This window comes from Xanthomonas sp. NCPPB 3218, from assembly GCF_056725185.1.
The window spans coordinates 2,747,360-2,769,282 of the sequence record NZ_CM161516.1; the positions used below are offsets into that span (position 1 = coordinate 2,747,360).

Below are 21,923 nucleotides of genomic sequence, written 5' to 3' on the forward strand. Positions count from 1 at the left end.
CAATGAGCCTGCATCCGAACATCCAAGCTGTCACCGACCGTATCCGCAAGCGCAGCGCGCCGTCGCGCGCGGCGTATCTGGCCGGTCTCGATGCCGCCCTGCGCGAGGGTCCGTTCCGTAGCCGTTTGAGCTGCGGCAACCTGGCGCATGGTTTCGCCGCGTCCGAGCCGACCGACAAGTCGCGCCTGCGCGGTGCGGCCACGCCCAACCTGGGCATCATCACCGCCTACAACGACATGCTGTCGGCACATCAGCCGTTCGAGCATTACCCGCAGCTGATCCGCGACACCGCGCGTACGCTCGGTGCCACCGCACAGGTGGCCGGCGGCGTGCCGGCGATGTGCGACGGCGTGACCCAGGGCCGCGCCGGCATGGAGCTGTCGCTGTTCTCGCGCGACAACATCGCCCAGGCCGCGGCGATCGGCCTCAGTCACGACATGTTCGACAGCGTGGTGTACCTGGGCGTGTGCGACAAGATCGTGCCGGGCCTGCTGATCGGCGCGCTGGCCTTCGGGCATCTGCCGGCGCTGTTCATGCCGGCCGGCCCGATGACGCCCGGCATTCCGAACAAGCAGAAGGCCGAAGTGCGCGAGCGCTACGCCGCCGGCGAAGCCACCCGCGCCGAACTGCTGGAAGCCGAGTCGTCCTCGTATCACTCGCCCGGCACCTGCACCTTCTACGGCACCGCCAACTCCAACCAGGTGTTGCTCGAGGCGATGGGCGTGCAGCTGCCCGGTGCCTCGTTCGTCAACCCGGAGCTGCAGTTGCGCGATGCGCTGACCCGTGAGGGCACCGCGCGTGCGCTGGCAATTTCTGCGCTGGGCCAGGACTTCCGTCCGTTCGGTCGCCTGATCGACGAGCGTGCCATCGTCAATGCCGTGGTCGCGCTGATGGCCACCGGTGGTTCGACCAATCACACCATCCACTGGATTGCGGTAGCGCGTGCGGCCGGCATCGTGCTCACCTGGGACGACATGGATCTGATCTCGCAGACCGTGCCGCTGCTGACCCGCATCTACCCCAACGGCGAAGCCGACGTGAACCGCTTCCAGGCCGCGGGCGGCACTGCCTTCGTGTTCCGCGAGCTGATGGACGCCGGGCTGATGCACGACGACCTGCCCACCGTGGTCGAAGGCGGCATGCGCGCCTACGCCAACGAGCCGCGCCTGCAGGACGGAAAGGTCGTCTACGTGCCCGGCACTGCGACCACCGCCGACGACAGCGTGGCGCGGCCGGTCAGCGCCGCATTCGAATCGCAGGGCGGCCTGCGCCTGCTGCGCGGCAACCTGGGCCGCTCGCTGATCAAGTTATCGGCAGTCAAGCCGCAGCACCGTACGATCGAAGCGCCGGCAGTGGTAATCGACACGCCGCAGGTGCTCAACAAGCTGCATGCCGCCGGCGTGCTGCCGCACGATTTCGTGGTGGTGCTGCGTTACCAGGGCCCGCGTGCCAACGGCATGCCGGAACTGCATTCGATGGCGCCGTTGCTGGGTTTGCTGCAGAACCAGGGTCGGCGCGTGGCCTTGGTCACCGACGGCCGTCTGTCCGGTGCGTCGGGCAAGTTCCCGGCGGCGATCCACATGACGCCCGAAGCCGCACGCGGCGGTCCGATCGGGCGTGTGCGCGAAGGCGACATCGTGCGCCTGGACGGCGAAGCCGGCACGCTGGAAGTGCTGGTCTCGGCCGAAGAGTGGGCATCGCGCGAGGTCGCACCCAACACCTCGGTGGCGGGCAACGACCTGGGGCGCAACCTGTTCGCCATCAACCGCCAGGTGGTTGGCCCGGCCGACCAGGGCGCCATCTCGATTTCCTGCGGCCCGACCCGTCCGGACGGTGCGCTGTGGAGCTACGACGCCGAGTATGAACTGGGTGCCGATGCAGCGGCCGCCGCCGCACCGCACGAGTCCAAGGACGCCTGATTCCCCTTCCCTCTGCGCGACCGCCTCGCGGTCGCCGTCTAACGGAGTTGCAATGACGATTGCCCAGACCCAGAACACCGCCGAACAGCTGCTGCGCGATGCCGGCATCCTGCCGGTGGTCACCGTGGACACGCTGGACCAGGCGCGCCGCGTGGCCGATGCGCTGCTCGAAGGCGGCCTGCCCGCGATCGAACTGACCCTGCGCACCCCGATTGCGATCGAAGCGCTGACCATGCTCAAGCGCGAGCTGCCCAACATCGTGATCGGCGCCGGCACCGTGCTGAGCGAGCTGCAACTGCGTCAGTCGGTGGATGCCGGTGCCGACTTCCTGGTCACCCCCGGCACGCCGGCGCCGCTGGCGCGCCTGCTCGCCGATGCGCCGATCCCCGCCGTGCCCGGCGCGGCCACGCCGACCGAGCTGCTGACCCTGATGGGCCTGGGCTTCCGCGTGTGCAAGCTGTTCCCGGCCACTGCCGTGGGCGGCTTGCAGATGCTCAAGGGCCTGGCCGGCCCGCTGTCCGAACTCAAGCTCTGCCCCACCGGTGGCATCAGCGAGGCCAACGCGGCCGAGTTCCTGTCGCAGCCGAACGTGCTGTGCATCGGCGGCTCGTGGATGGTGCCCAAGGACTGGCTGGCGCAGGGCCAGTGGGACAAGGTCAAGGAGAGCTCGGCCAAGGCGGCGGCGATCGTGCGGCAGGTGCGTGCGGGCTGATTCTCTGGCCAGTGTATCCAGCGGCTTGGAACCCAGGTTGCCGGGAAAGCTGGACAGCTGAGGAAAGCTGATCAGCTGGGGCTTTGGTTTTGAATGAGGAAAGCCCGGTTTGCTGGCGCTTTCACTTTGGTTGAGGAAAGGCTGCTGGCAGGCGCCTTGTTTCATGCGTGCGAGCGGCCCGCGGGCGCCGGGCAGGACACGCCGTGAACCCATCCATGGGGGCTCTTACACGCGCCATGTCGTGTAAGGTCCTGCCCCTGCGCCCGCGGACCACTCTCGGATGTTCCTGTGTTGGCGGAACGGGGAGCAGCCATTGCCGCAGGGCATGTTCGACCTAGCTTTGGTCGTTGCCCCGCCCAATGAGGCAGAGGCCTCTTCGCATCCCTCTTGAAGGCAGCGGATTGAGAGCACTGGAAACCGCGCACTTCTGAGTACTTGGCATCTGGGCGGTGTGTCAGAGAGCTACGAAGTCGAAGGTCCAGAAGACGTGCGGCGACCTTGGCGGATGATTTGCACCAAAATCGACCAATGAATTGGCTGTCGTTTTTCGTCGCTCAACGTCACGGAAACGACTCGCCGAAGCGGTAGCGTGGCCGGGGATTGGCGGAGAGCGGCACAGGGATGTGCCGCGGCGGCGAGTCAGACAGGATGTCTGACCGAGCCGAGGAGCCAGTCCGCGGACGCGCTGTCGCCCTCACCGAAGCCAGCGAAACACAGCCACGTGCTTGGCAGTTCCCCGGAAGAGAAGCCGTGCCCTCACCCCACCCCCTCGCTCCGCGCCCCGGCCCACGCTTGCGGCGCGGGCGCTCCAAGGCACGCGCGCCCCTGGCGCGCAAGCCGTGCCTCCTCGCCCCGACGGGAGAGTGGCTTCAGGCGGCTAATAACATTCAAGACTCGAGCGCTACGTGGCGGTGGCGTCTTCGGTGCACCACACCATGACACGTCAACAGATCCCGGCTCTGCTGCTGTCATCGAGAATCGCGCAGGTCATTGAAAAAAAGACGGATAATTCGCTTGCTTTGACTAGGTCATGGCAACAATTCGCCCAAGCGGCAGCGTGGCCGGGGATTGGCGGAGAGCGGCACAGGGATGTGCCGCGGCGGCGAGTCAGACAGGATGTCTGACCGAGCCGAGGAGCCAGTCCGCGGACGCGCTGTCGCCCTCACCGAAGCCAGTAACTGACGAGCGGGTTGCACGCGGAGAAACCGTACCCTCCCCCCAACCCCTCACTCCGCGCCCCGGCCCACGCTTGCGGCGCGGGCGCACCAAGGCAAGCGCGCCCATGGCGCGCAAGCCGTGCCGCCTCGCCCCGGCGGGAGAGAGGCTTTGCGCCTTGTCACTCAGGGCCTCAGCGCGCTGGTGAATGCCTTACGCCGGGAAAACTTCAGCAGGGTTGGCGGCTCACGATTCCAGCGCAACGCTTGTCGGCGGCGTCTTCGGCACGCCGCGCGCACGTCGTACCAGCGCGGCTGCGCCGTTGCTCATGTCATCGAGAATTGCGTAGATCGTCGGCAGGAACAGCAGGCTCACCACCGTCGAGAACGCCAGTCCGCCGGCGATCGCGCGGGCCATCGGGAAGTACGGCGGGCCATCGCTGAACATCGTGGTGCTGGTCAGCGAGATCGGCACCATCGCCAGGATGGCGGTGCCCATCGTCATCATGATCGGCCGCAAGCGCTCGCGTGAGCCTTCGATCAAGGCCTGCGTGCGGCCCATGCCGCGGCGGCGCAGGTTGTTGATGTGCTCGATCATCACGATGCCGTTGTTCACCACCACGCCCATCAACACCAGGATGCCGATGAAGGACATGATCCCGAACGAGGTGCCGGTGATCCAGAACAGCCAGAACACCCCGAAGATCGAAAACACCACGCCGCTCATGATCGCCGCAGGAAACAGCAGCGATTCAAATACCGCTGCCATCACTACATAGATCATCACCAGCGCGATCACCAGGTTGAACACCATCTGGCCCATCGCTTCGCCGTCGTTCTGGTAATCGCCGCCGTCGAAGGTATAGCTGTAACCGGCGGGGAAACTCATCGCCTTGAGCGGCTTTTCCATTGCCGCGCGTGCTTCCGGCACGGTGACCTTGCTGGCCAGATTGGCCTTGATGGTCAGCGTGGTCTGGCGATTGGTGCGGCCGATCTGGGTGGCGGCCGGGCGAATCTGCACATCGACCAGACTGAGCAACGGCACGCTGCGGCCATCCTTGGTACGCACCGTGAAGCTGGCCAGGTCTTCCGGCTTGCTCTGTTCGGCGCCGGCAAAGCGCACCCACACCGGCACCTCGTTGTCGCCGCGGCGAAACTCGCGCAACGGCGTGCCACGCAACGCCAGACCGACGAAACTTGCCACCTGCTCGGCACTGAACCCGAAGGCTGCCGCACGCTCGCGGTCGACCCGGATCGCCAACTCGCTGGTGCGGTCGCCGGTGTCCACATGCACATCGCGCAATTCCTTGCGCTGCGCCAGCAGCGGCATCACATCGTCGGCCAGGGCCTGCAAGGCCTGGGTCGAATCGCCGACCAACTGCACCTGCACGCCTTGATTGCCGCTGCCGCCATCGCCCTGGTTGCCAATGCTGTAGTCCGCACGTGCCGAGCGCGGCAAGGCCTTGCGGATCTGTTCCAGCAACGCCGGCAGCTCCTTGACCTTGCCCGCGTCGAAAGTCACGGTGGTGCTGCCGCCTTCCGCTTCGCTGAACCACGAATAGATCTGGGTGATGTGGTACTTGTCGCGATTGGCTTGCAGGTAACGCTCGACCCGACCCACTTCCTCACCCATCTGCTCATGCGTGTACGAGCCTTTCCACTGATACTGGATGAAAGCCTCGTTGCCGCCATCGCCGCCGAACATGTCGACCTTGGTCAACTTCATCGGCACCAGGCTGATCGCACTGACCAACACGATGCCGGCCACGCTCCAGCCGCGATGGGCCAGCGTCCATGCCAGCACCTTGGCATAACGCCGCTGCAGCCGCGCAATCACGCCGCGCTCGGAGCTCACCATCGGTGGTGTCTTCATGCGCGCCGACAACATCGGAATCAGGCTGATCGCCACCAGCCACGAGGCCAGCAGCGAGACCGAAATGGTGATCGCGATCTGCGCCATGAAGATGCTGATGTTGTTGGTCTCGCCGAACAGGTTCGGCACGAACACGATGCAATGGCACAAGGTGCCGGCGCTGAGCGCGATCGCCACGCTGCGCGTGCCGAGCAGGGCCGCCAGCTGCGGTTGACCGGGCATACGCTCGCGTTCCTGGTAGATGCTTTCCACCACCACCACCGCGTTGTCGACCAGCATGCCGACCGCCAGCAGCAGGCCCATCATGGTCAGGATGTTGAGCGTGACGCCGACGAAGTACATGAAGCCCAGCGTGATCGCAAAGCAGATCGGAATCGCCAGCGTCACCATCAGCGTCGATGGCCAGTGGCGCAGGAAGAAGAACAGCACCGTGATCGACAACAACAGGCCCACCGCGCCGGCTTCGGCCAGTTCCGCCAGCGACGAGGTCACCGCCTTGCCCTGGTTGTCGATCACCTTGATCTGCACATCGCGCATCGCAGGTTCGGCGCGGATGTCCTCGACTTCCTTCAACGCCGCCTTGGACACATCCACCAGGTTGGCGCTGCGCTCCTTGTAGATGTCCAGCCCGATCGCCGGGCGCCCGTCCAGGCGACGGCCGTAATTCATCCGCGTCGGCTTCAACCGCACCTGCGCGATATCGGCCAGCCGCAGCCCCTTGGCATTGAGCACCAGGTCGCGCAGTTCCTGCAGGTCGCGCAATTCGCCGATTGGCTGTACCCGAATGCGCTGGCCGTTGTCGTCGATCTGCCCTGCCGACACCGAAAAATTGAGCTTGCCCAGGCGCTCGCTCAAATCATTGAGGCTGAGGTCGTGCGCGGTGAGCCGGTCCGGCGCGATGGCAATCTCCACTTCGTTCGGCGGTGCGCCGGAGATCTCCACCTTGGCCACGCCGGGAATCCGTTCGATGCGCCGCTTGAACTCGCGGTCGAGCATGTCGTACGCGCCGGTCAGATCGGTCTGGCTGGCCAGGCGCACCTTCAGCACCGGCTCGTCGCTGCTGGACCATTTGTAGATGTGGAAGCGCTGCAGATCTTCCGGAAAATCGTCGCGGATGGCATCCAGCCGCTCGCGCGCATCCGATGCGGCGATGGCGATGTCGCGGTCCCAGTCGGAGAACTCGATGAAGATGTTGGCGCCGTCTGCGGTGGCGGTCGAGCGCATGCGCTTGATGCCGGTCATCGTCGCCAGCGCCTCTTCGGCCGGCCGCACCAGGTTGCGTTCCACCTCGTCCGGGGTGGACCCGGTGTACGGCAGTTGCACGAACAGGAACGGTGCGGAAATGTCCGGCAGCGCCTCCAGCGGCAGCCGGAACGCGGCAATCAGCCCCACCACCACCAGCGAGACGAAGCACATGATGGTGGTGACCGGCCGACGGATGCTGAAGGCGGCAACGCTCATAGCGCCTCCAGCCCGTCGGAGTTACCGGTCGCCTGCGCACGTTGGCCGGCCGTGCGCCGGCCACGCTCCAGGTAGTACGCATCGGCGCGACGGTCCAGCAGGTCGTACACCACCGGGATCACCAGCAGGGTCAGCAGCGTGGACACCAGCAACCCACCGATCACGGTGATCGCCATCGGCGCGCGCACCTCGGCGCCCTCGCCCATCGCCACCGCCAACGGCAGGAAGCCGAACAAGGTGCACAGCGTGGTCATCACGATCGGCCGCAAGCGCGAGCGCGCGCCCTCGATCAAGGCCTCGCGCTTGGGCACGCCCTCCTCGCGCAGCTGGTTGACCTTGTCGATCAGGATGATCGCGTTCTTGGTCACCAGCCCCACCAGCAGGATCAAGCCGATGAACACCACCACCGACACCGGCTTGCCGGTCATCAGCAAGGCCAGCACCGCGCCGACCATCGCCAGCGGAATGGTGAACAGGATGACGAACGGATGCAGCAGCGATTCGAACTGCGAGGCCATCACCAGATAGACCAGAAAGATCGCCAGACCGAAGGCGAACAACAGCGACTTCACCGATTGCGCCAGTTCCTCGCCCTGCCCGCCGATATGCATGCCCACGCCGGCGGCCAGCGGATCGTTGCGCACCATCGATTCGACCTCGCGCACCGCGCCGCCCAGATCCATGTCATGCAGGCTGGCCGAGACGATCGCCACGCGGGTCTGATCGGCGCGATGGATCTCGCTCGGCCCGGTCGTCGCCACCACCTCGGCCACCGCCGCCAGACGCACCGGCCGGCTGCTGCCCGGGTTGACGATCAACTGCCGGATCGCATCCACACTGGCGCGGTCGCTGTGTTGCGCACGCACCAGCACATCGATCTTGCGATCGCGAAAGCTGTAGCGCGTGGCCACATCGCCGCGCACCTTCTTGACGATCACATCGGCGATCTGGCGGGTGGTCAGGCCCAACGCAGCGGCGCGTTCCTGATCGAAACGGATCTGGATTTCCGGGAAGCCCTCTTCCACCGTCGACTTGACGTCGGCGTAATGGCCATTGGCCCGCAGCATCGCCGCCAGCTTCTGCCCGGCACGTTCCAGCTCGCCCAGATCCTGCCCGCGCAGCTCCACTTCCAGCGGCGTGGAGAAGCTGAACAATGCCGGCCGCGCAAAATCCACCTGCGCTCCGGGATGCCCGACCATGCTGCTGCGCAGCCGCTCGGTGGCCGCCGCTTCCACTTCCGGGCTGCCGCCGCCGGCCATCACCACGGTGAGCTTGCCGATGTTCTCGCCGCTCTCGGTGGGGTTGGCGTCCAGCCGCGTACCGCTGCCGCTCACCCCATACAACGAGGCGATGCCCGGATCCTTGTCGTGCGCCAGCTGCAACTCGCGAACCAGGGCGTCGGTCTGCGCCAGCGGCGTGCCGGAAGGCAGTTTCACCGTCATTTCGAAGCGGTCCTGTGCCAGCTGCGGAATCAAATCCGCACCCAGCATCGGCACCAGCAACACGGTGCCGATAAACGCGGCGGCCGCCAGTCCCAGCACCAGGCCGGGCCGCCGCAATGCCGCCGGCAGCATCGCCAGATAACCACGCTCGGCGCGGCCATACGGCGCCATCGCCAGGTCGCTGGCCTTGCGCATCACCGGCGATACCACCCGTGCGATGCCGCGCCACAGCCTGACCACCGCCCACGCCACCGCGAAGAACGCGTAGCGCACGCTCGCGCCGGCCCCGCGCCGGCCGGCAGCCACCGGCTTGAGCCAGCGCTGCTGCGGCTGCCACTGCGGATGGCTGGGCTCGTCCGGGAACGCCATCGGCGGCGCGCCCTTGAGCGAACTCAGCATCGGGATCAGCGTCATCGACACCACCAGCGAGATCGCGATCGCGATCGCCACGGTCAGCGCCTGGTCGCGGAACAGCTGCCCGGCGATGCCTTCGACGAACACCAGCGGCAGGAACACCGCGATCGTGGTCAACGTGGACGCCATCACCGCCATGCTGACTTCACGGGTGCCGGCGATTGCCGCATCCAGCACGCTCAGGCCACGTTCGCGCGCCTTGGCGATGCTTTCCAGCACCACGATCGAGTCGTCCACCACCAGCCCGGTGGCCAGTGCCAGCCCGCCCAGCGACATCACGTTGAGGCTCAGGCCCAACTGGCCCATGAAGAAGAACGTGGTGATGATCGACACCGGCAACGACAGGCTGATCACGAAGGTGCTCCAGCCATCGCGCAGGAACAGGAAGATGATCAGGATCGCCAGCACGCCGCCGATCACCGCATCCTTCTTGACGTCGCTGATCGCGTGCTCGATGAAGTGCGACTGGTCCTCGATGGTGGTGATTTCCACATCGCCGGGCACGGTCGCCTGCAACTGCTCCAGCCGCTTGCGCAGCGCTGCGGCGGTGGACACGGTATTGGCATCGCCTTCCTTGTAGATCGCCAGCTCCACCGCTTCCTTGCCGCCCAGGCGGATGATCGCCTCGCGTTCCTTGTAGCCCTGGCGGACCTCGGCCACATCCTTCAATCGCACCGGCATGCCGCCGGCGATGCTGCTGCTGGACGCCGACGAGGTGCTCTGCACTTCGGCCGCCGCGGCCAGCGCCGCCTGCGACCCGGTGGATGCGGCGATCGCATACATCTGCTGCATCGCCGCTTCCGCGGCGCTGCCGCTGCTGCTTTGCGTGGTCACCAGCATGTTGCGGATCTCGTCCAGATCCACGAACTGGTTGACCGTGCGCACCAGGTACCGCTGCGAGCCTTCCTCCAGCCGGCCGCCGGAGATATTGACGTTCTCCTCCTTGAGCCGGGTGATCACGTTGTCGATCGGCAGGTTGAGCTGCGCCAGTTTCTGCTGATCGATATCGACCTGGATCTCGTCTTCCAGCCCGCCGCCGACCTTGACCGCGGCCACGCCGGCCACCGGTTCAAGTTTCTTTTTCAGATCTTCATCGGCGTAGCGACGCAGCCCGGTGAGCTGGCGGATCGCATCGTTGTCGGAGGCCGGCGCCTGTTTGGGCGATAGCGCCAGCCGCATGATCGGCTCGGTGGATGGATTGAAGCGCAGCAGCACCGGCGGCTTGGTTTCCAGCGGCAGCGACAGGGCTTCCATCTTGTCGCGCACCTCCAGGCTGGCCTGGTCCATGTTGGTGCCCCAGGCGAACTCCAGCACCACGTCGCTCTGCCCGGTGCGCGAGATCGACTTGAGCTTGCGCAGGTTCTTGACCACGCCGACGGCTTCTTCCACCGGCTCGGTCACCAGCGTTTCGATTTCCGCCGGCGCCGCGCCGGTGTATTCGGTGCGCACGGTCAGCGTGGGGTAGCTCAGGTCCGGCAACAGGTTGACCTTGAGACTGCGCAACGCGATCAGCCCGAACAGCAGCATGGTCACGGTGATCATCGCGATGGTCACCCGCCGCCGCGTGGCGAAGGCCACCAGACCGCCGCCGCCAGGCAAGGGGGCGTGCGGGTCGTGCACGGGTGCGTGCGGGTTGCCGTGATCGCTCATGAGCGTTTCCCGTCGCTGCCGGTTGCCGGTGCCGCAGCGGCAACCGGCTTGCGGTCGGGCTGGCCGATGACCTGCACCGCAGTGCCATCACGCAGTGCCACCTTGCCGGCGGTCACCACCTGGTCGCCTTCCTTCAGCCCTTGCCGCACTTCCAGCCACGGGCCTTCGGCATAACCGAGTTTCACCGGCACCCGGCTGGCCTTGCCCTTACGCACCACGAACACCGCCGGCTCGCCATCGTCCAGCAGCGCCAGGCGCGGGATCACCAACGCGTCCTTGCGCTGGTCGTAGTCGATGCGGATGCGCCCGAACATGCCCGGTTGCAGGGCTTCGGCGCCCTGGCCGAACGCACAGATCACCCGGAAGGTGCCGCTGCCCGAATCCACCACCGGCGCAATGCGGTCGACCTTGCCGATGAACTGCTGACCGGGCAAGGCATCGGCCAGCAAGGTCACCGGCTGGCCGGACTTGAGCGTGGCCAGCTCGCGCTCGGGCACGTTGAGCGTGGCCTCCAGCTGCGAATCGTCGACGATGCGGAAGATCGGCGTATTGATCTGCACGAAGTTGCCGGTCTTGATCGAGCGCGAGGCGATCACCCCGGAAATCGGCGCCTGCACCGTGGTGTAGGACAGCTCCAGCGATGCCAGGCGATGCTGCGCGCGGCTGTTTTCGACATCGAACTTGAGCTGGTCGACATCGGCGGCACTGACCAGCTGCTGCCCCACCAACTGGGTGGCACGGCGGTAACTGTTCTCCAGTTTGCGCAGCTGCGCTTCGCTTTGCGCCACCGCCAGATGCGCACGGTCCGGATCCAGGCGAACCAGGGCCTGACCCGCGGACACCTTCTGGCCCTCTTCCACCATCACCGCCAATGCAACGCCGGAAGTCTTGGCCACCACCTGCGCTTCGGCACGCGGCTCCAGGGCGGCGGTGCCGGTATAGCTGGCCGCCACCGCACGGCGTGCGGCCTTGGCAATTTCCACCGGCACCGCATCGACGGTTTTCTTCTCCTCGGCGGCCTTGGCCTCGCCATCTCCCGCCTTGCAGCCGCCCAGCAACAGGCTCGTGGTGATCAACAATGCAGCGGCGCAGGTTCCGCTGCGGCCCGGCAGGAAGGAGAGTGGCGACATCGTCGTGTCCTAGTGGATGCGTGAACAGGTGTTGTAGGCAAGTAGACCACCAGAACGATCATGTCGCCAATGCGCCAAAGGTCATGGTCTGTTCAAGTTCGCGTATTCACCCCGTTTGCGCGGCGCCAAATCGCAGGCATACTCGGACCGGTTCCGCCACGCCCCCACGTGCGGACGTTCAATCAGTCTTCCGGATACGAAACCATGCGCCCGCAGCCGCTCGCCGCTTGTCTCGCTCTGGTCGTCTTCCTGCCGTTTGGGGGCGTATCAGCGACACCGTCAGTCACGCCAGCCGCACACGCCACGCCTGCGCCCGCAGCGGCAGTGGCCACACCCGCAGCGCCCACCGGCAATCCGTCCAACGGCCGCTTGCTGGCCTACACCTGCCAGGGCTGCCATGGCGTCACCGGCTACAAGAACGCCTATCCCAGTTATCGCGTGCCCAAGATCGGCGGCCAGTCCAGCCAGTATCTGACCCAGGCGCTGACCGAGTACCGCCAGGGCAAACGCAAGCATCCCACCATGCAAGCGCAGGCGCAGAGCTTTTCCGAGCAGGACATCGCCGATATCTCCGCCTACCTGTCCACCCTCAAATAAGCGCCCACATGCCGAACGCCCTGCACGCTCCGCGTCTAGCCATCGCCCTGGTCGCTGCCCTGATGTTGGCGGCCTGCTCCCAATCCCAGGTCGAGTCCACCGACCATTCCGCTGGCGATGCCGGCCACGCCAGTGGCGAACATGGCTCCGGCTCGTCTGCCGGCCTGCCGACCGGGCGCGCCGACGCCGGCGACAAGCTGGCGCACGCGAAAGGCAAGGCCACCGGCCAGAGCTGCATCGATTGCCACGGCGCCGACGGCAACGCCCCCATCGACCCCAGCTATCCCAAGCTCGGCGGCCAATACGGCGATTATCTTGCGCACGCCTTGCAGGCCTACCGCAGCGGCGATCGCCAGCACCCGTTGATGACGGCGCAGGCCACCGCGTTGAGTGACCAGGACATCGCCGACCTTGCCGCCTACTTCGGTGCTCGACAGACGCAGCTGCGCGACCTGCACGGCGTCAACTGAGTTGCCGATGCGCAGCGTGCCCCGCGCACGCTGCGTCTCATGCGAAATGAAAAAGCACTTGCGCGAACATTAACAGGCCGCTATCATTTCGTTCTCAGTTTCGTGGGGCCATAGCTCAGCTGGGAGAGCGCCTGCATGGCATGCAGGAGGTCGGCGGTTCGATCCCGCCTGGCTCCACCACTCCTGGCTTAGGCCGTCAGGGTGACAACTCAGGTTTTGATACGCGTCCCCATCGTCTAGAGGCCTAGGACACCACCCTTTCACGGTGGACACCGGGGTTCGAATCCCCGTGGGGACGCCAATCATCTGAAAGCCCCGGCACTGCCGGGGCTTTTTTTTGCGTGTTTTTCAGCATCGATTGGATGCGCGGTTATCTGCACGCGACGCTCGTGGTGGCATCTCGATCTTCTGAGACGATGACGCAACGGCTTCGCATCATTGCAATGCGGCCCGACCCCAACCTGCAGTTGCCGGCACAGCCGCACACGTGTCGATGGCGGCGAACGCACACGCTTGCAATGTCGGTCGATCGTTGTGCGCAGACCGCTGCACCATCCCGACTGACGAAAGAAGCCACTGCCACGACGCCGTCATGCTCTGCGCGATCAGACAATCGTCCATACAGACGACATCGCATCCGGTCGACCTACGACGCGCGCACCCATCAACTGCTCGCGAAGGCACGCGCCACGCTGCTCCCGCTACTGGCGAATCCGTCGCGCAAACTTTTTTGCACACACCACTTCCCAAGCGCCATCGATGTCGCTATGATTGCCGGCTCGCAGCATCGTGGGGCCATAGCTCAGCTGGGAGAGCGCCTGCATGGCATGCAGGAGGTCGGCGGTTCGATCCCGCCTGGCTCCACCAAATTCCCGACATAGGCCGTCTGGAATCTACAACCAGGTTTTGATACGCGTCCCCATCGTCTAGAGGCCTAGGACACCACCCTTTCACGGTGGACACCGGGGTTCGAATCCCCGTGGGGACGCCAATCATCCGAAAGCCTCGGCACTGCCGGGGCTTTTTCTTGCCTGGAATTCAGGGGCACCCTACTCCACCGCATGCAGTCGGTGGCGGCACGATACGCGCGCATCCTGTCAGTCCATCCACACATACGCGCGCATCGATTGTGGAACGCTCACAGCTTGGTTGCGCGTCGAACGAATCCGCACAACGACGGATCAGGTCTGGCCGACATCCAGCGCCTTGCGGCCTTCGTGGGTGAGATCGATATCGCCGTCTTCGGCCTGGGTCGCATAGCCGGCACGCACTGCCCAGTTGGCCTCTTCGTCGGCGACCGGCGTGGTGTCATGGATGTCGCGCAAGATGCGCAGTTGCTGCGAAGAATCGAAATCCATGGGAAGCCACCTGCTTGAAAAGAGCTTTCCAAGGTACGCATCGCGCGTGATGGCTGCGTGCCTACAGGCGTCTACCAGCAACCCATGCTCATCTCGCCGGAATTTTCAGCGACCACGCATCATCGATGCGCGGCAATGGAACACGCCGCCATACAACGAAGAACGTGACGTCGCTGCACCAGCTGCTGCACCACGTCGACCACAAATCGCTCTGCTTCTGACCGCAATGCTGCTGAGCGCGACGGGTCAACAGTCGGCAGACATTAACCGGTTCCGGCAATTCTCGAGCGCACAAAAGAAAAGCCCCTCTGACCGTCGCCAGAAGGGCTTTGCCTGTACCGCTACATCCTGGTGCCGAAGGTGGGACTCGAACCCACACGCTTTTAAGGGCGGCGGATTTTGAATCCGCTGCGTCTACCGATTCCGCCACTTCGGCGTGGCCGCGCAGTATAGCGACTTGCGCATGAAACGAACAGTGTCAGAACGCGCCTGACGAATTCAGCTGCAAGCAATGGCGTCAGCGCTGCGGTGGAGCAGTGTCGATATACTGGCCGACTTAGGTGAAGGAGTAAGCAATGTCGGTGTTGCGTGGAGTTCGGGTGCTGGTGGTCGAGAACGACCAGATGAATGCCATGCTGCTCGATCTGCAGCTCGTCCAGGCTGGCGCGGTGGTGCTGGGTCCGGTCGGGGAAGTTGCGCAAGCGCTGACCCTGATCCAGGCCGATGCGCCGGAGATCGCAGTGCTCGACTACCGCCTCGGCAATGGCGAGACCAGCGAGCCGGTCGCCCGGTTGCTGTCGGAGCTCGGGATTCCGTTCGTGCTGGCGACCGGTGTTGCCAGTGGCACCATCCCCAGCGGCTTCGAGCGCGGCGTGATCCTGACCAAGCCCTATTTGTCAGACGAACTGATCAGCGCTTTGGCCAGGGCACGGCAACTGAGCGGCGCCGCCAGCTGAAAGCTCCGACCAGCCCCTGGGTCGCCAGCATGCGGGCCCGGCCGATGCCCTCATTCATCGCCAGCCACACCTGCAGACCACCCGCCTGCTGCGCTTAACGTAGGCTCATCGCGCGGTCGCGCCGGCTGCCACACCCCCTCGATCACGGACCGCTTGCCACTAGAATCGTGCATCCAGGCATGATGGGCAGGTCACCAATGGATATCGCCGTGTCGCCGTTTGCCGGTCTGTTGCCGGAGACGTGCGAGACAGCCGGGCTGTTGCTGGCATCGTCCGCATGCGCCGCCGACCCGCTGCTACGCGACAGCCCAGCGCTGCGCACGACGCTTTCGCTGTGCCTGCATGCACAGGCGCCAATGTTGCTGGTCTGGGGCGAGCAGTCGCGCTGCATCTACAACGATGCCTGCGCCGCGCTGTTGGGTGAACGCCACCCGGCAGCATTCGGCCACCCCTTGGCGGAACTTGCAGACGGCGCTGAAGCCAACCACAGCGATGCCGATGCGCGTGCAGCATTGACGCTGTCGACGTGGTCCTGCAGCCCGGTGCTGCAGGCCGGCAAACCTCTGGGCATGCTGTATGTCGCCGGCACGTCCGCCCCTGCTGCAGGGCCGCCCCGTCGCGAGTCCGCGCCCGCAGCGGTGTCGCCTTCGCTCGACCAGTCGCCGGCCTTCATGGCGGTGCTGCGGGGACCCGGCTACATCGTCGAGAGCGCGAACCAACGCTTCCACGAGCTGGTCGGCCAGCGACCGTTGCTCGGCCGTCCGTTGCTCGAGGCGATGCCGGAAGTCGCAGACCAGGGCTATCTCGAGCTGCTCGATGAGGTGCGGCGCAGCGGCCGCCCCTTCATCGGCGAGTCGATGTCCGCCTATCTGCAGCGCACGCCCGGCAATGCGCTCGATCAGACCTTCGTGGATTTCCTGTATCAGCCGATGCGCGAGCGCGACGGCCGTATTGACGCGATCCTGGTGCACGGATTCGATGTCACCCAGCAACGCAGCATGGCAAGTCGCGACAGTTTCCTGCTGATGCTCGAAGACGCGCTGCAAAACGTTTCCGATCCGCGTCAGATCATCGATACCAGCGTGCGCTTGCTGGGCGAGCATCTGCAGGTCAATCGCTGCGCGTTCGGCCTGGCGGCGGCCGACGGCAGAACCATGCACGTGATCAGCGACCATGTGCAGGACATGCCTAGCCTGCAGGGCGATTTTCCGCTGGAAGTGGCGCAGGGCCTGCGCGACGCCCTGCTGGAGAATCGCCCCTGGTTCACCACCGATGCGATGGCGCCCGGCGCACCGGACTACGTGGCGCAGCAGTACCGCCGCTCCGGCCTGCGCGCGTCGCTGGCGATTCCGCTGCACAAACACGGCCGCCTGGTCGCGGCCATCGGCGTGCATCAGCGCGCACCGCGGCGCTGGCTGTCCACCGAGATCGAGCTGGTCCGCCTGGTTGCGGCGCGCTGCTGGGAATCCATGCAACGCGCCAAGGCGCAGCAGCAACTGGCCGCCAACGAGGCGCGGCTACGCCGACTGGCCGATACGCTGCCACAGATCATCTTCATTGCCGACCCGGAGGGTGAGCCGCATTACTTCAACCGGCGCTGGTACGAATACACCGGACTGGATCCTGCCGACCACCAGACCGCCGCGTGGCATCAGGCACACACCGCCGATGGCCTGCAGCTGTCTGCGCAGGCCTGGGCGTTGGCCATCGAGGGCGAACGCGCCTACGAAATGGAGTGCGAGCTGCAACGCCACGATGGCCAGCGGCGCTGGCATCTGGCGCGTGCCCTGCCCGTGCGCGGCGACGACGGCAGCATCAGCGAGTGGATCGGCACCTACACTGACATCCATGACCGCCGTGCGTTCGAGCAACAGCTGCGCGAAAGCGAAGTGCGCTTCCGCGCCTTGTGCGAGACGGTGCCGGCAATGATCTGGATGGCCGATGCGCAGGGCGACTGCGTATACTGGAATCCGCGCTGGTACCACTTCACCGGGCAGGCCGAAGACCAGGCAATGGACCAGGGCTGGTGGGATGTGATGCATCCGGACGACGCCGAACGCGTGCGCCACGCATTCGGCCAGGCCTTGGAGCAGCGAGGCGAGTTCCTGGCCGAGTACCGCGTACGTCGTCACGACGGGCAATACCGTTGGTGCATCGATACCGCGTCGCCGCATTTCGCCAGCGACGGACGCTTCCTCGGCCATATCGGCTCGCTGACCGATATCTCCGAACGCAAGCTGATCGAGGATGAAACCGCCTCCGATCGCGCCATCCTGAGCCTGATCACCACCGGCGCGCCGCTGCCAGTAGTGCTGGACGCCATCGCAGCGAGCGTGGAAGCGCGTGGCGAGATTGCGCTGTATTGCGCGGTGATGGTGCTGGATGACGTACGCAAGATGCTGAGCTTCGGCTCGGCGCCGCATTTTCCGGTCGAGTACCGCGGGCATTTCGAAGCCTCGCCGATCGGGCCGAACGGGCCGCCGTGCGCGCGCTCGGCCTATCTCGGTCAGCAGGTGATCTGCGAGGACATCCAGGCCGACCCCAGCTTCAGCGACCACCACGCGATTTCGGCGGCGCTGGGCATCGTCGCCTGCTGCGTGACGCCCATCCTGGACAGCAACGGCCAAGTGCTGGGCACGCTCAACATCTACTACGACCGCGTCCACCTGCCCTCGCTGCGCGAACAGGCGATGGCGCGCTCTGCATCGCATCTGGCCGGCATCGTCATCGAGCGTACGCGCGTGGATGCCAAGCTCAAGCAATCGCTGCAGGCCGAGACTGTCGCACGCGGTCAGGCCGAGCATGCCAACCGGGTCAAGGACGAGTTCCTGGCCACGCTCAGCCACGAATTGCGCACGCCGCTCAATGCCATCCTGGGCTGGTCGCGGTTGATGCAGTCGGAGGTGTTCGAGCCGGCCAATCTGGGCAAGGGGCTGGTCATCATCGAACGCAGTGCGCGTGCGCAGACGCAGATCATCGACGACCTGCTCGACATGAGTGCGATCCTGTCCGGCAAGATCCGCCTGCAGGCAGAGCACTTCGATATCGCAGGACTGATGCGCAGTACGGTGGAGTTGATGCAGCCGTCTGCACTGGCGCGCGACATCGCGCTGGAACTGGATGCACCCGGCGAGGGCGAGCTGTGGTTCTTCGGCGATGCCGGGCGGCTGCAGCAGGTGCTGTCCAACCTGCTCAGCAATGCGCTCAAATTCACCTCACCCGGCGGAACGGTGCGGGTGGCGCTGGACATCGAGGACGAACGGCTGCGACTGTGCGTGCAGGACACCGGCATCGGGATTGCGGCCGAGTTCCTGCCGCATGTGTTCGACCGCTTTCGCCAGGCCGATGCCGGCACCACGCGGCGCGTGGGCGGGCTGGGGCTGGGCTTGTCGATCTCGCGCCAGTTGGTCGATCTGCACGGCGGCAGCCTGGGTGCCTCCAGTGCGGGCGAAGGCAAGGGGTCGACCTTCACCATCGTGCTGCCGTTCCAGCACGGGGTCAGCGATCTGCGTCCCGCGTCGGCCGGGTCGCTGCAGGTCGGTCCGCTGCCGAGTGATTGCCTCGGGCGCCTGGATGGCGTGCGCCTGCTGCTGGTCGACGACGACCAGGATTCACGCGAGGCGGTGGTGCAGTTCCTGATGCTTGCCGGCGCGCAGGTGCAGGCGGCCGGCTCGGTGGAAGCAGCCGAACAATGCCTGGCAGAGACGCCCTTCGATGTGCTGGTCAGCGATATCGCCATGCCGGTGCGCGACGGCTACGACTTGATCCGCACGGTGCGCTCCGGCCGCGCCGACCTGCCGCGGCACATCCCCGCGATCGCCCTCACCGCCTATGTGCGCGAAGAAGACCGCGACCGCGCTGTGGTCGCCGGATTCGATGCGCATATGGGCAAGCCGGTGGAACCACCCGGCCTGGTCGACCTGATCGAACGCCTGATCTTGCCGACGCGCGCGCTACGCAGCGAGGCGTGAGATCGCCTGGAAACGCAATAAAACAGCGTGGTCAACCACGTGCTGCTTGCAGCACACACACCGACCATCCCAACAGGTCCTTGCCCGCCCACCGTCGCGGGACCTTACGCGGTATGGATGCCGAGTAAGAGCCTACAGGGACGTACTTGCAGCGTGTCCTGCGATGGTGGGCGGGCAAGGGCCCTGCAGCAAGGCCTCAGACCAGCCGCCTTACGGCTGATCGTATCTGCATAGGCGCACCGCGGTGGTCGGAGTGCATGGACCCGCAGCCAAGTTGCAGATCAGCCTGCCCAAGCGCGATCCAATCGCAGCCGGACCCGCCGCTTTGCGAGCGGGTCTATCTACACGGCCCAGCCACGCCAGGACAGCCGCCGGGCACGCTGGCTCAGCCGCGCTTGGCGCGCGCGAATGCCGCGGCCAGCGCGTTGTCGGCCGGCGGCGCAGTGGTGCGCGGCTTGCTGTTGCCCTGCGCCGGGCCACGCCCACCGCCACCCTCGCGCCGGCCCTGCCCCGCGCCGCCGTTGCCGCGCTGATCGCGCGATTGGGCTGCAGCATCGGCCGGCGGTGGCGTATCGGACAGACGGCAGGTCAGCGCGATGCGTTTGCGCGCCACGTCCACTTCCAGCACCTTGACCTTGACGATGTCGCCGGCCTTGACCACATCGCGCGGATCCTTGACGAAGGTGTCCGACAACGCGGAGATGTGCACCAGGCCATCCTGATGCACGCCGATGTCGACGAACGCACCGAATGCGGCGACGTTGCTGACCACGCCTTCGAGCACCATGCCGGGCTTGAGGTGCTTGATGTCCTCGATGCCTTCGGCGAACTGTGCCGCCTTGAACTCGGGGCGCGGATCGCGGCCGGGTTTTTCCAGCTCCTTGAGGATGTCGCGCACGGTCGGTACACCGAACTGCTCGTCGGTGAACAGCTCCGGCTTGAGTCCACGCAGGAAGCTGCCGTCGCCCAGCAGGGCCTTGATCGGCTTGCCGGTGCTGCCGACGATGCGCTCGACCACCGGATAGGCTTCCGGATGCACCGCCGACACGTCCAGCGGCTCGTCGCCATCGGCGATGCGCAGGAAACCGGCGCATTGTTCGAAGGTCTTGTCGCCCAGACGCGGCACCTTGAGCAGGTCCTTGCGGCGCTTGAACGGACCGTTGTCGTCGCGATGGCGCACGATGTTTTCCGCCACCGTGCTCGACAGCCCGGATACGCGCGACAGCAGCGCCGCCGACGCGGTATTGACGTATACGCCGACCGCATTGACGCAGTCTTCCACGCGCGCCTCCAGCGCCTTGGCCAGACGATATTGATCCACGTCGTGCTGGTACTGGCCCACGCCGATCGCCTTGGGCTCGATCTTGACCAGCTCGGCCAGCGGATCCTGCAGGCGCCGCGCAATCGACACCGCACCGCGCAGCGACACGTCCAGATTGGGAAACTCCTTGGCAGCAAACTCGGACGCCGAATACACCGACGCACCGGCTTCGCTGACCACGATCTTCTGCAGCTTGCTCGCCCCGCACAGCGCGATCGCCTCACCGGCGAGCTTGTCGGTCTCGCGGCTGGCGGTGCCGTTGCCGATCGCAATCAGCTCCACGTTGTGCTGCATGCACAGCTTCTTGATCGTCTGCAGCGACTGCTCCCATTGCCGCTTGGGCTCGTGCGGGTAGATCGTCTCGGTGGCCACCAGCTTGCCGGTGGCATCGACCACGGCGATCTTGCAACCGGTGCGGATACCCGGGTCCAGCCCCAGCACCACGCGCGGGCCGGCCGGCGCAGCCAGCATCAGGTCCTTGAGGTTGTCGCCGAACACGGCGATCGCCTCGGCCTCGGCCTTCTCCCGCGCCTGGTTGAACAGGTCCAGCAGCAGATGCATGTGCAGCTTGGCGCGCCAGGTCAGCCGGCAGGCATCCAGCAACCAGCGATCGGCCGGACGGTTCTGGTTGGAGATGCCGGCATTGCGCGCCACACGGCCCTCGGCGTACTGATGGCCGGCCTCGGCATCGTTACCTGGCTCCAGATCCAGGTACAGGAACTCCTCGCGGCGCGCACGAAACAGCGCCAACAAGCGGTGCGAGGGAATCTTGGACAGCGATTCGGCATGATCGAAGTAATCGCGATATTTGGCACCGGCCTCTTCCTTGCCCTCGGCAACGCGCGCGCGAATCACGCCGTTGTCGTTCAACCAGCTGCGCAGCTCACCCACCAGGGCGGCATCTTCGCCCCAGCGCTCCATCAGGATGGCGCGTGCGCCTTCCAGTGCTGCCTTGATATCGGCCACGCCCTTTTCCGCGTCAATGTACGCCGCAGCAGCGACTTCCGGCGCCTGGTTCGGGTCGGCCAGCAGGCCATCGGCCAGCGGCTCCAGACCGGCTTCGCGCGCAATTTGCGCACGCGTGCGGCGCTTGGGCTTGTAGGGCAGATACAGGTCTTCCAGCCGCGACTTGCTGTCGGCCGCCACGATCTCGGCGCGCAATTCGTCGCTGAGTTTGCCCTGCTCGCCGATGCTGGACAGGATCGCCGCGCGGCGCTCTTCCAGCTCGCGCAGATAGGTCAGGCGCGTTTCCAGATTGCGCAGCTGGGTATCGTCCAGCCCGCCGGTGACTTCCTTGCGGTAGCGCGCGATGAACGGAACGCTGGCGCCTTCGTCGAGAAGGGCAATGGCGGCGCGCGCCTGGGCGGGTTGGGCACCGATCTCGTCGGCGATGGTGCGAGCGATCTGCTGGGCAAGCTGGCTGTCGTGCATGGCGGCGCGGCCGGAGCCGCTTCACTGAAAAAAGCATTTTCGCAGTGCTGGCCCGCCGCGGGAA

Annotated in this window: 10 protein-coding genes, 5 tRNA genes and 2 pseudogenes; 11 read left to right on the forward strand and 6 right to left on the reverse strand. The window is 65.8% G+C overall.

Annotated elements, in window-relative coordinates; genetic code table 11:
* Positions 1 to 2: 2 nt before the first annotated feature.
* Positions 3 to 1,919 carry a phosphogluconate dehydratase gene (gene edd, locus AC1PLS_RS11270; RefSeq protein WP_024938694.1) on the forward strand — a complete coding sequence of 639 codons (1,917 nt, stop codon included), beginning with the start codon at positions 3 to 5 and terminating at the stop codon, positions 1,917 to 1,919.
* 52 nt (positions 1,920 to 1,971) lie between these two features.
* The gene (locus AC1PLS_RS11275) at positions 1,972 to 2,631 is read left to right on the forward strand and encodes a bifunctional 4-hydroxy-2-oxoglutarate aldolase/2-dehydro-3-deoxy-phosphogluconate aldolase (protein WP_184431181.1); all 660 of its coding nucleotides are present in this window, start codon (positions 1,972 to 1,974) and stop codon (positions 2,629 to 2,631) included.
* A gap of 1,401 nt (positions 2,632 to 4,032) precedes the next feature.
* On the opposite strand, the gene AC1PLS_RS11280 is transcribed toward AC1PLS_RS11275, so the two are convergent.
* From AC1PLS_RS11280 to AC1PLS_RS11290, 3 genes are read right to left on the reverse strand one after another with little or no spacing between them, the layout of a single operon-like run.
* On the reverse strand, positions 4,033 to 7,119 hold the full coding sequence (locus tag AC1PLS_RS11280; RefSeq protein WP_104595205.1) for an efflux RND transporter permease subunit: 3,087 nt from the start codon (positions 7,117 to 7,119) through the stop codon (positions 4,033 to 4,035).
* Positions 7,116 to 10,625 carry an efflux RND transporter permease subunit gene (locus tag AC1PLS_RS11285; protein ID WP_184431183.1) on the reverse strand — a complete coding sequence of 1,170 codons (3,510 nt, stop codon included), beginning with the start codon at positions 10,623 to 10,625 and terminating at the stop codon, positions 7,116 to 7,118. The genes AC1PLS_RS11280 and AC1PLS_RS11285 overlap by 4 nt, the downstream gene beginning before the upstream one ends.
* Positions 10,622 to 11,755 (reverse strand): efflux RND transporter periplasmic adaptor subunit, encoded by a 1,134-nt coding sequence (locus tag AC1PLS_RS11290; RefSeq protein ID WP_184431185.1) that lies wholly within the window; start codon positions 11,753 to 11,755, stop codon positions 10,622 to 10,624. The genes AC1PLS_RS11285 and AC1PLS_RS11290 overlap by 4 nt, the downstream gene beginning before the upstream one ends.
* A 204-nt stretch (positions 11,756 to 11,959) precedes the next feature.
* On the opposite strand from AC1PLS_RS11290, the gene AC1PLS_RS11295 reads away from it, so the two are divergent.
* The 6 genes from AC1PLS_RS11295 to AC1PLS_RS11320 all read left to right on the forward strand — a co-directional run bounded on the left by AC1PLS_RS11295 (position 11,960) and on the right by AC1PLS_RS11320 (position 13,813).
* On the forward strand, positions 11,960 to 12,352 hold the full coding sequence (locus tag AC1PLS_RS11295; RefSeq protein WP_184431187.1) for a c-type cytochrome: 393 nt from the start codon (positions 11,960 to 11,962) through the stop codon (positions 12,350 to 12,352).
* An 8-nt stretch (positions 12,353 to 12,360) separates the two neighbouring features.
* Complete coding sequence (locus tag AC1PLS_RS11300) at positions 12,361 to 12,822, forward strand: c-type cytochrome (protein ID WP_039514407.1); 462 nt, start codon at positions 12,361 to 12,363, stop codon at positions 12,820 to 12,822.
* Positions 12,823 to 12,926: 104 nt separating this feature from the next.
* Positions 12,927 to 13,002 (forward strand) — tRNA-Ala (locus AC1PLS_RS11305).
* A gap of 45 nt (positions 13,003 to 13,047) precedes the next feature.
* A tRNA-Glu gene (locus AC1PLS_RS11310) sits at positions 13,048 to 13,123 on the forward strand.
* 490 nt (positions 13,124 to 13,613) lie between these two features.
* Positions 13,614 to 13,689 (forward strand) — tRNA-Ala (locus AC1PLS_RS11315).
* 48 nt (positions 13,690 to 13,737) lie between these two features.
* A tRNA-Glu gene (locus AC1PLS_RS11320) sits at positions 13,738 to 13,813 on the forward strand.
* A gap of 190 nt (positions 13,814 to 14,003) precedes the next feature.
* On the opposite strand, the gene AC1PLS_RS11325 is transcribed toward AC1PLS_RS11320, so the two are convergent.
* Complete coding sequence (locus tag AC1PLS_RS11325; RefSeq protein ID WP_039521745.1) at positions 14,004 to 14,180, reverse strand: hypothetical protein; 177 nt, start codon at positions 14,178 to 14,180, stop codon at positions 14,004 to 14,006.
* Positions 14,181 to 14,529: 349 nt separating this feature from the next.
* A tRNA-Leu gene (locus AC1PLS_RS11330) sits at positions 14,530 to 14,616 on the reverse strand.
* Between the two features lie 139 nt (positions 14,617 to 14,755).
* On the opposite strand from AC1PLS_RS11330, the gene AC1PLS_RS11335 reads away from it, so the two are divergent.
* From AC1PLS_RS11335 to AC1PLS_RS11345, 3 genes and pseudogenes are all read left to right on the forward strand, one after another.
* Complete coding sequence (locus tag AC1PLS_RS11335; RefSeq protein WP_046342825.1) at positions 14,756 to 15,136, forward strand: response regulator; 381 nt, start codon at positions 14,756 to 14,758, stop codon at positions 15,134 to 15,136.
* A gap of 671 nt (positions 15,137 to 15,807) precedes the next feature.
* Positions 15,808 to 16,071, forward strand: a pseudogene (locus tag AC1PLS_RS11340) (hybrid sensor histidine kinase/response regulator); the annotation flags it as partial.
* Positions 16,072 to 16,125: 54 nt separating this feature from the next.
* Positions 16,126 to 19,107 (forward strand): annotated as a pseudogene (locus AC1PLS_RS11345) (PAS domain S-box protein); the annotation flags it as partial.
* Between the two features lie 385 nt (positions 19,108 to 19,492).
* On the opposite strand, the gene AC1PLS_RS11350 reads toward AC1PLS_RS11345, so the two are convergent.
* Entirely contained in the window at positions 19,493 to 21,859 is a 2,367-nt protein-coding gene (locus tag AC1PLS_RS11350) for a Tex family protein (RefSeq protein WP_024938700.1), read from the reverse strand.
* Positions 21,860 to 21,923 lie beyond the last annotated feature (64 nt).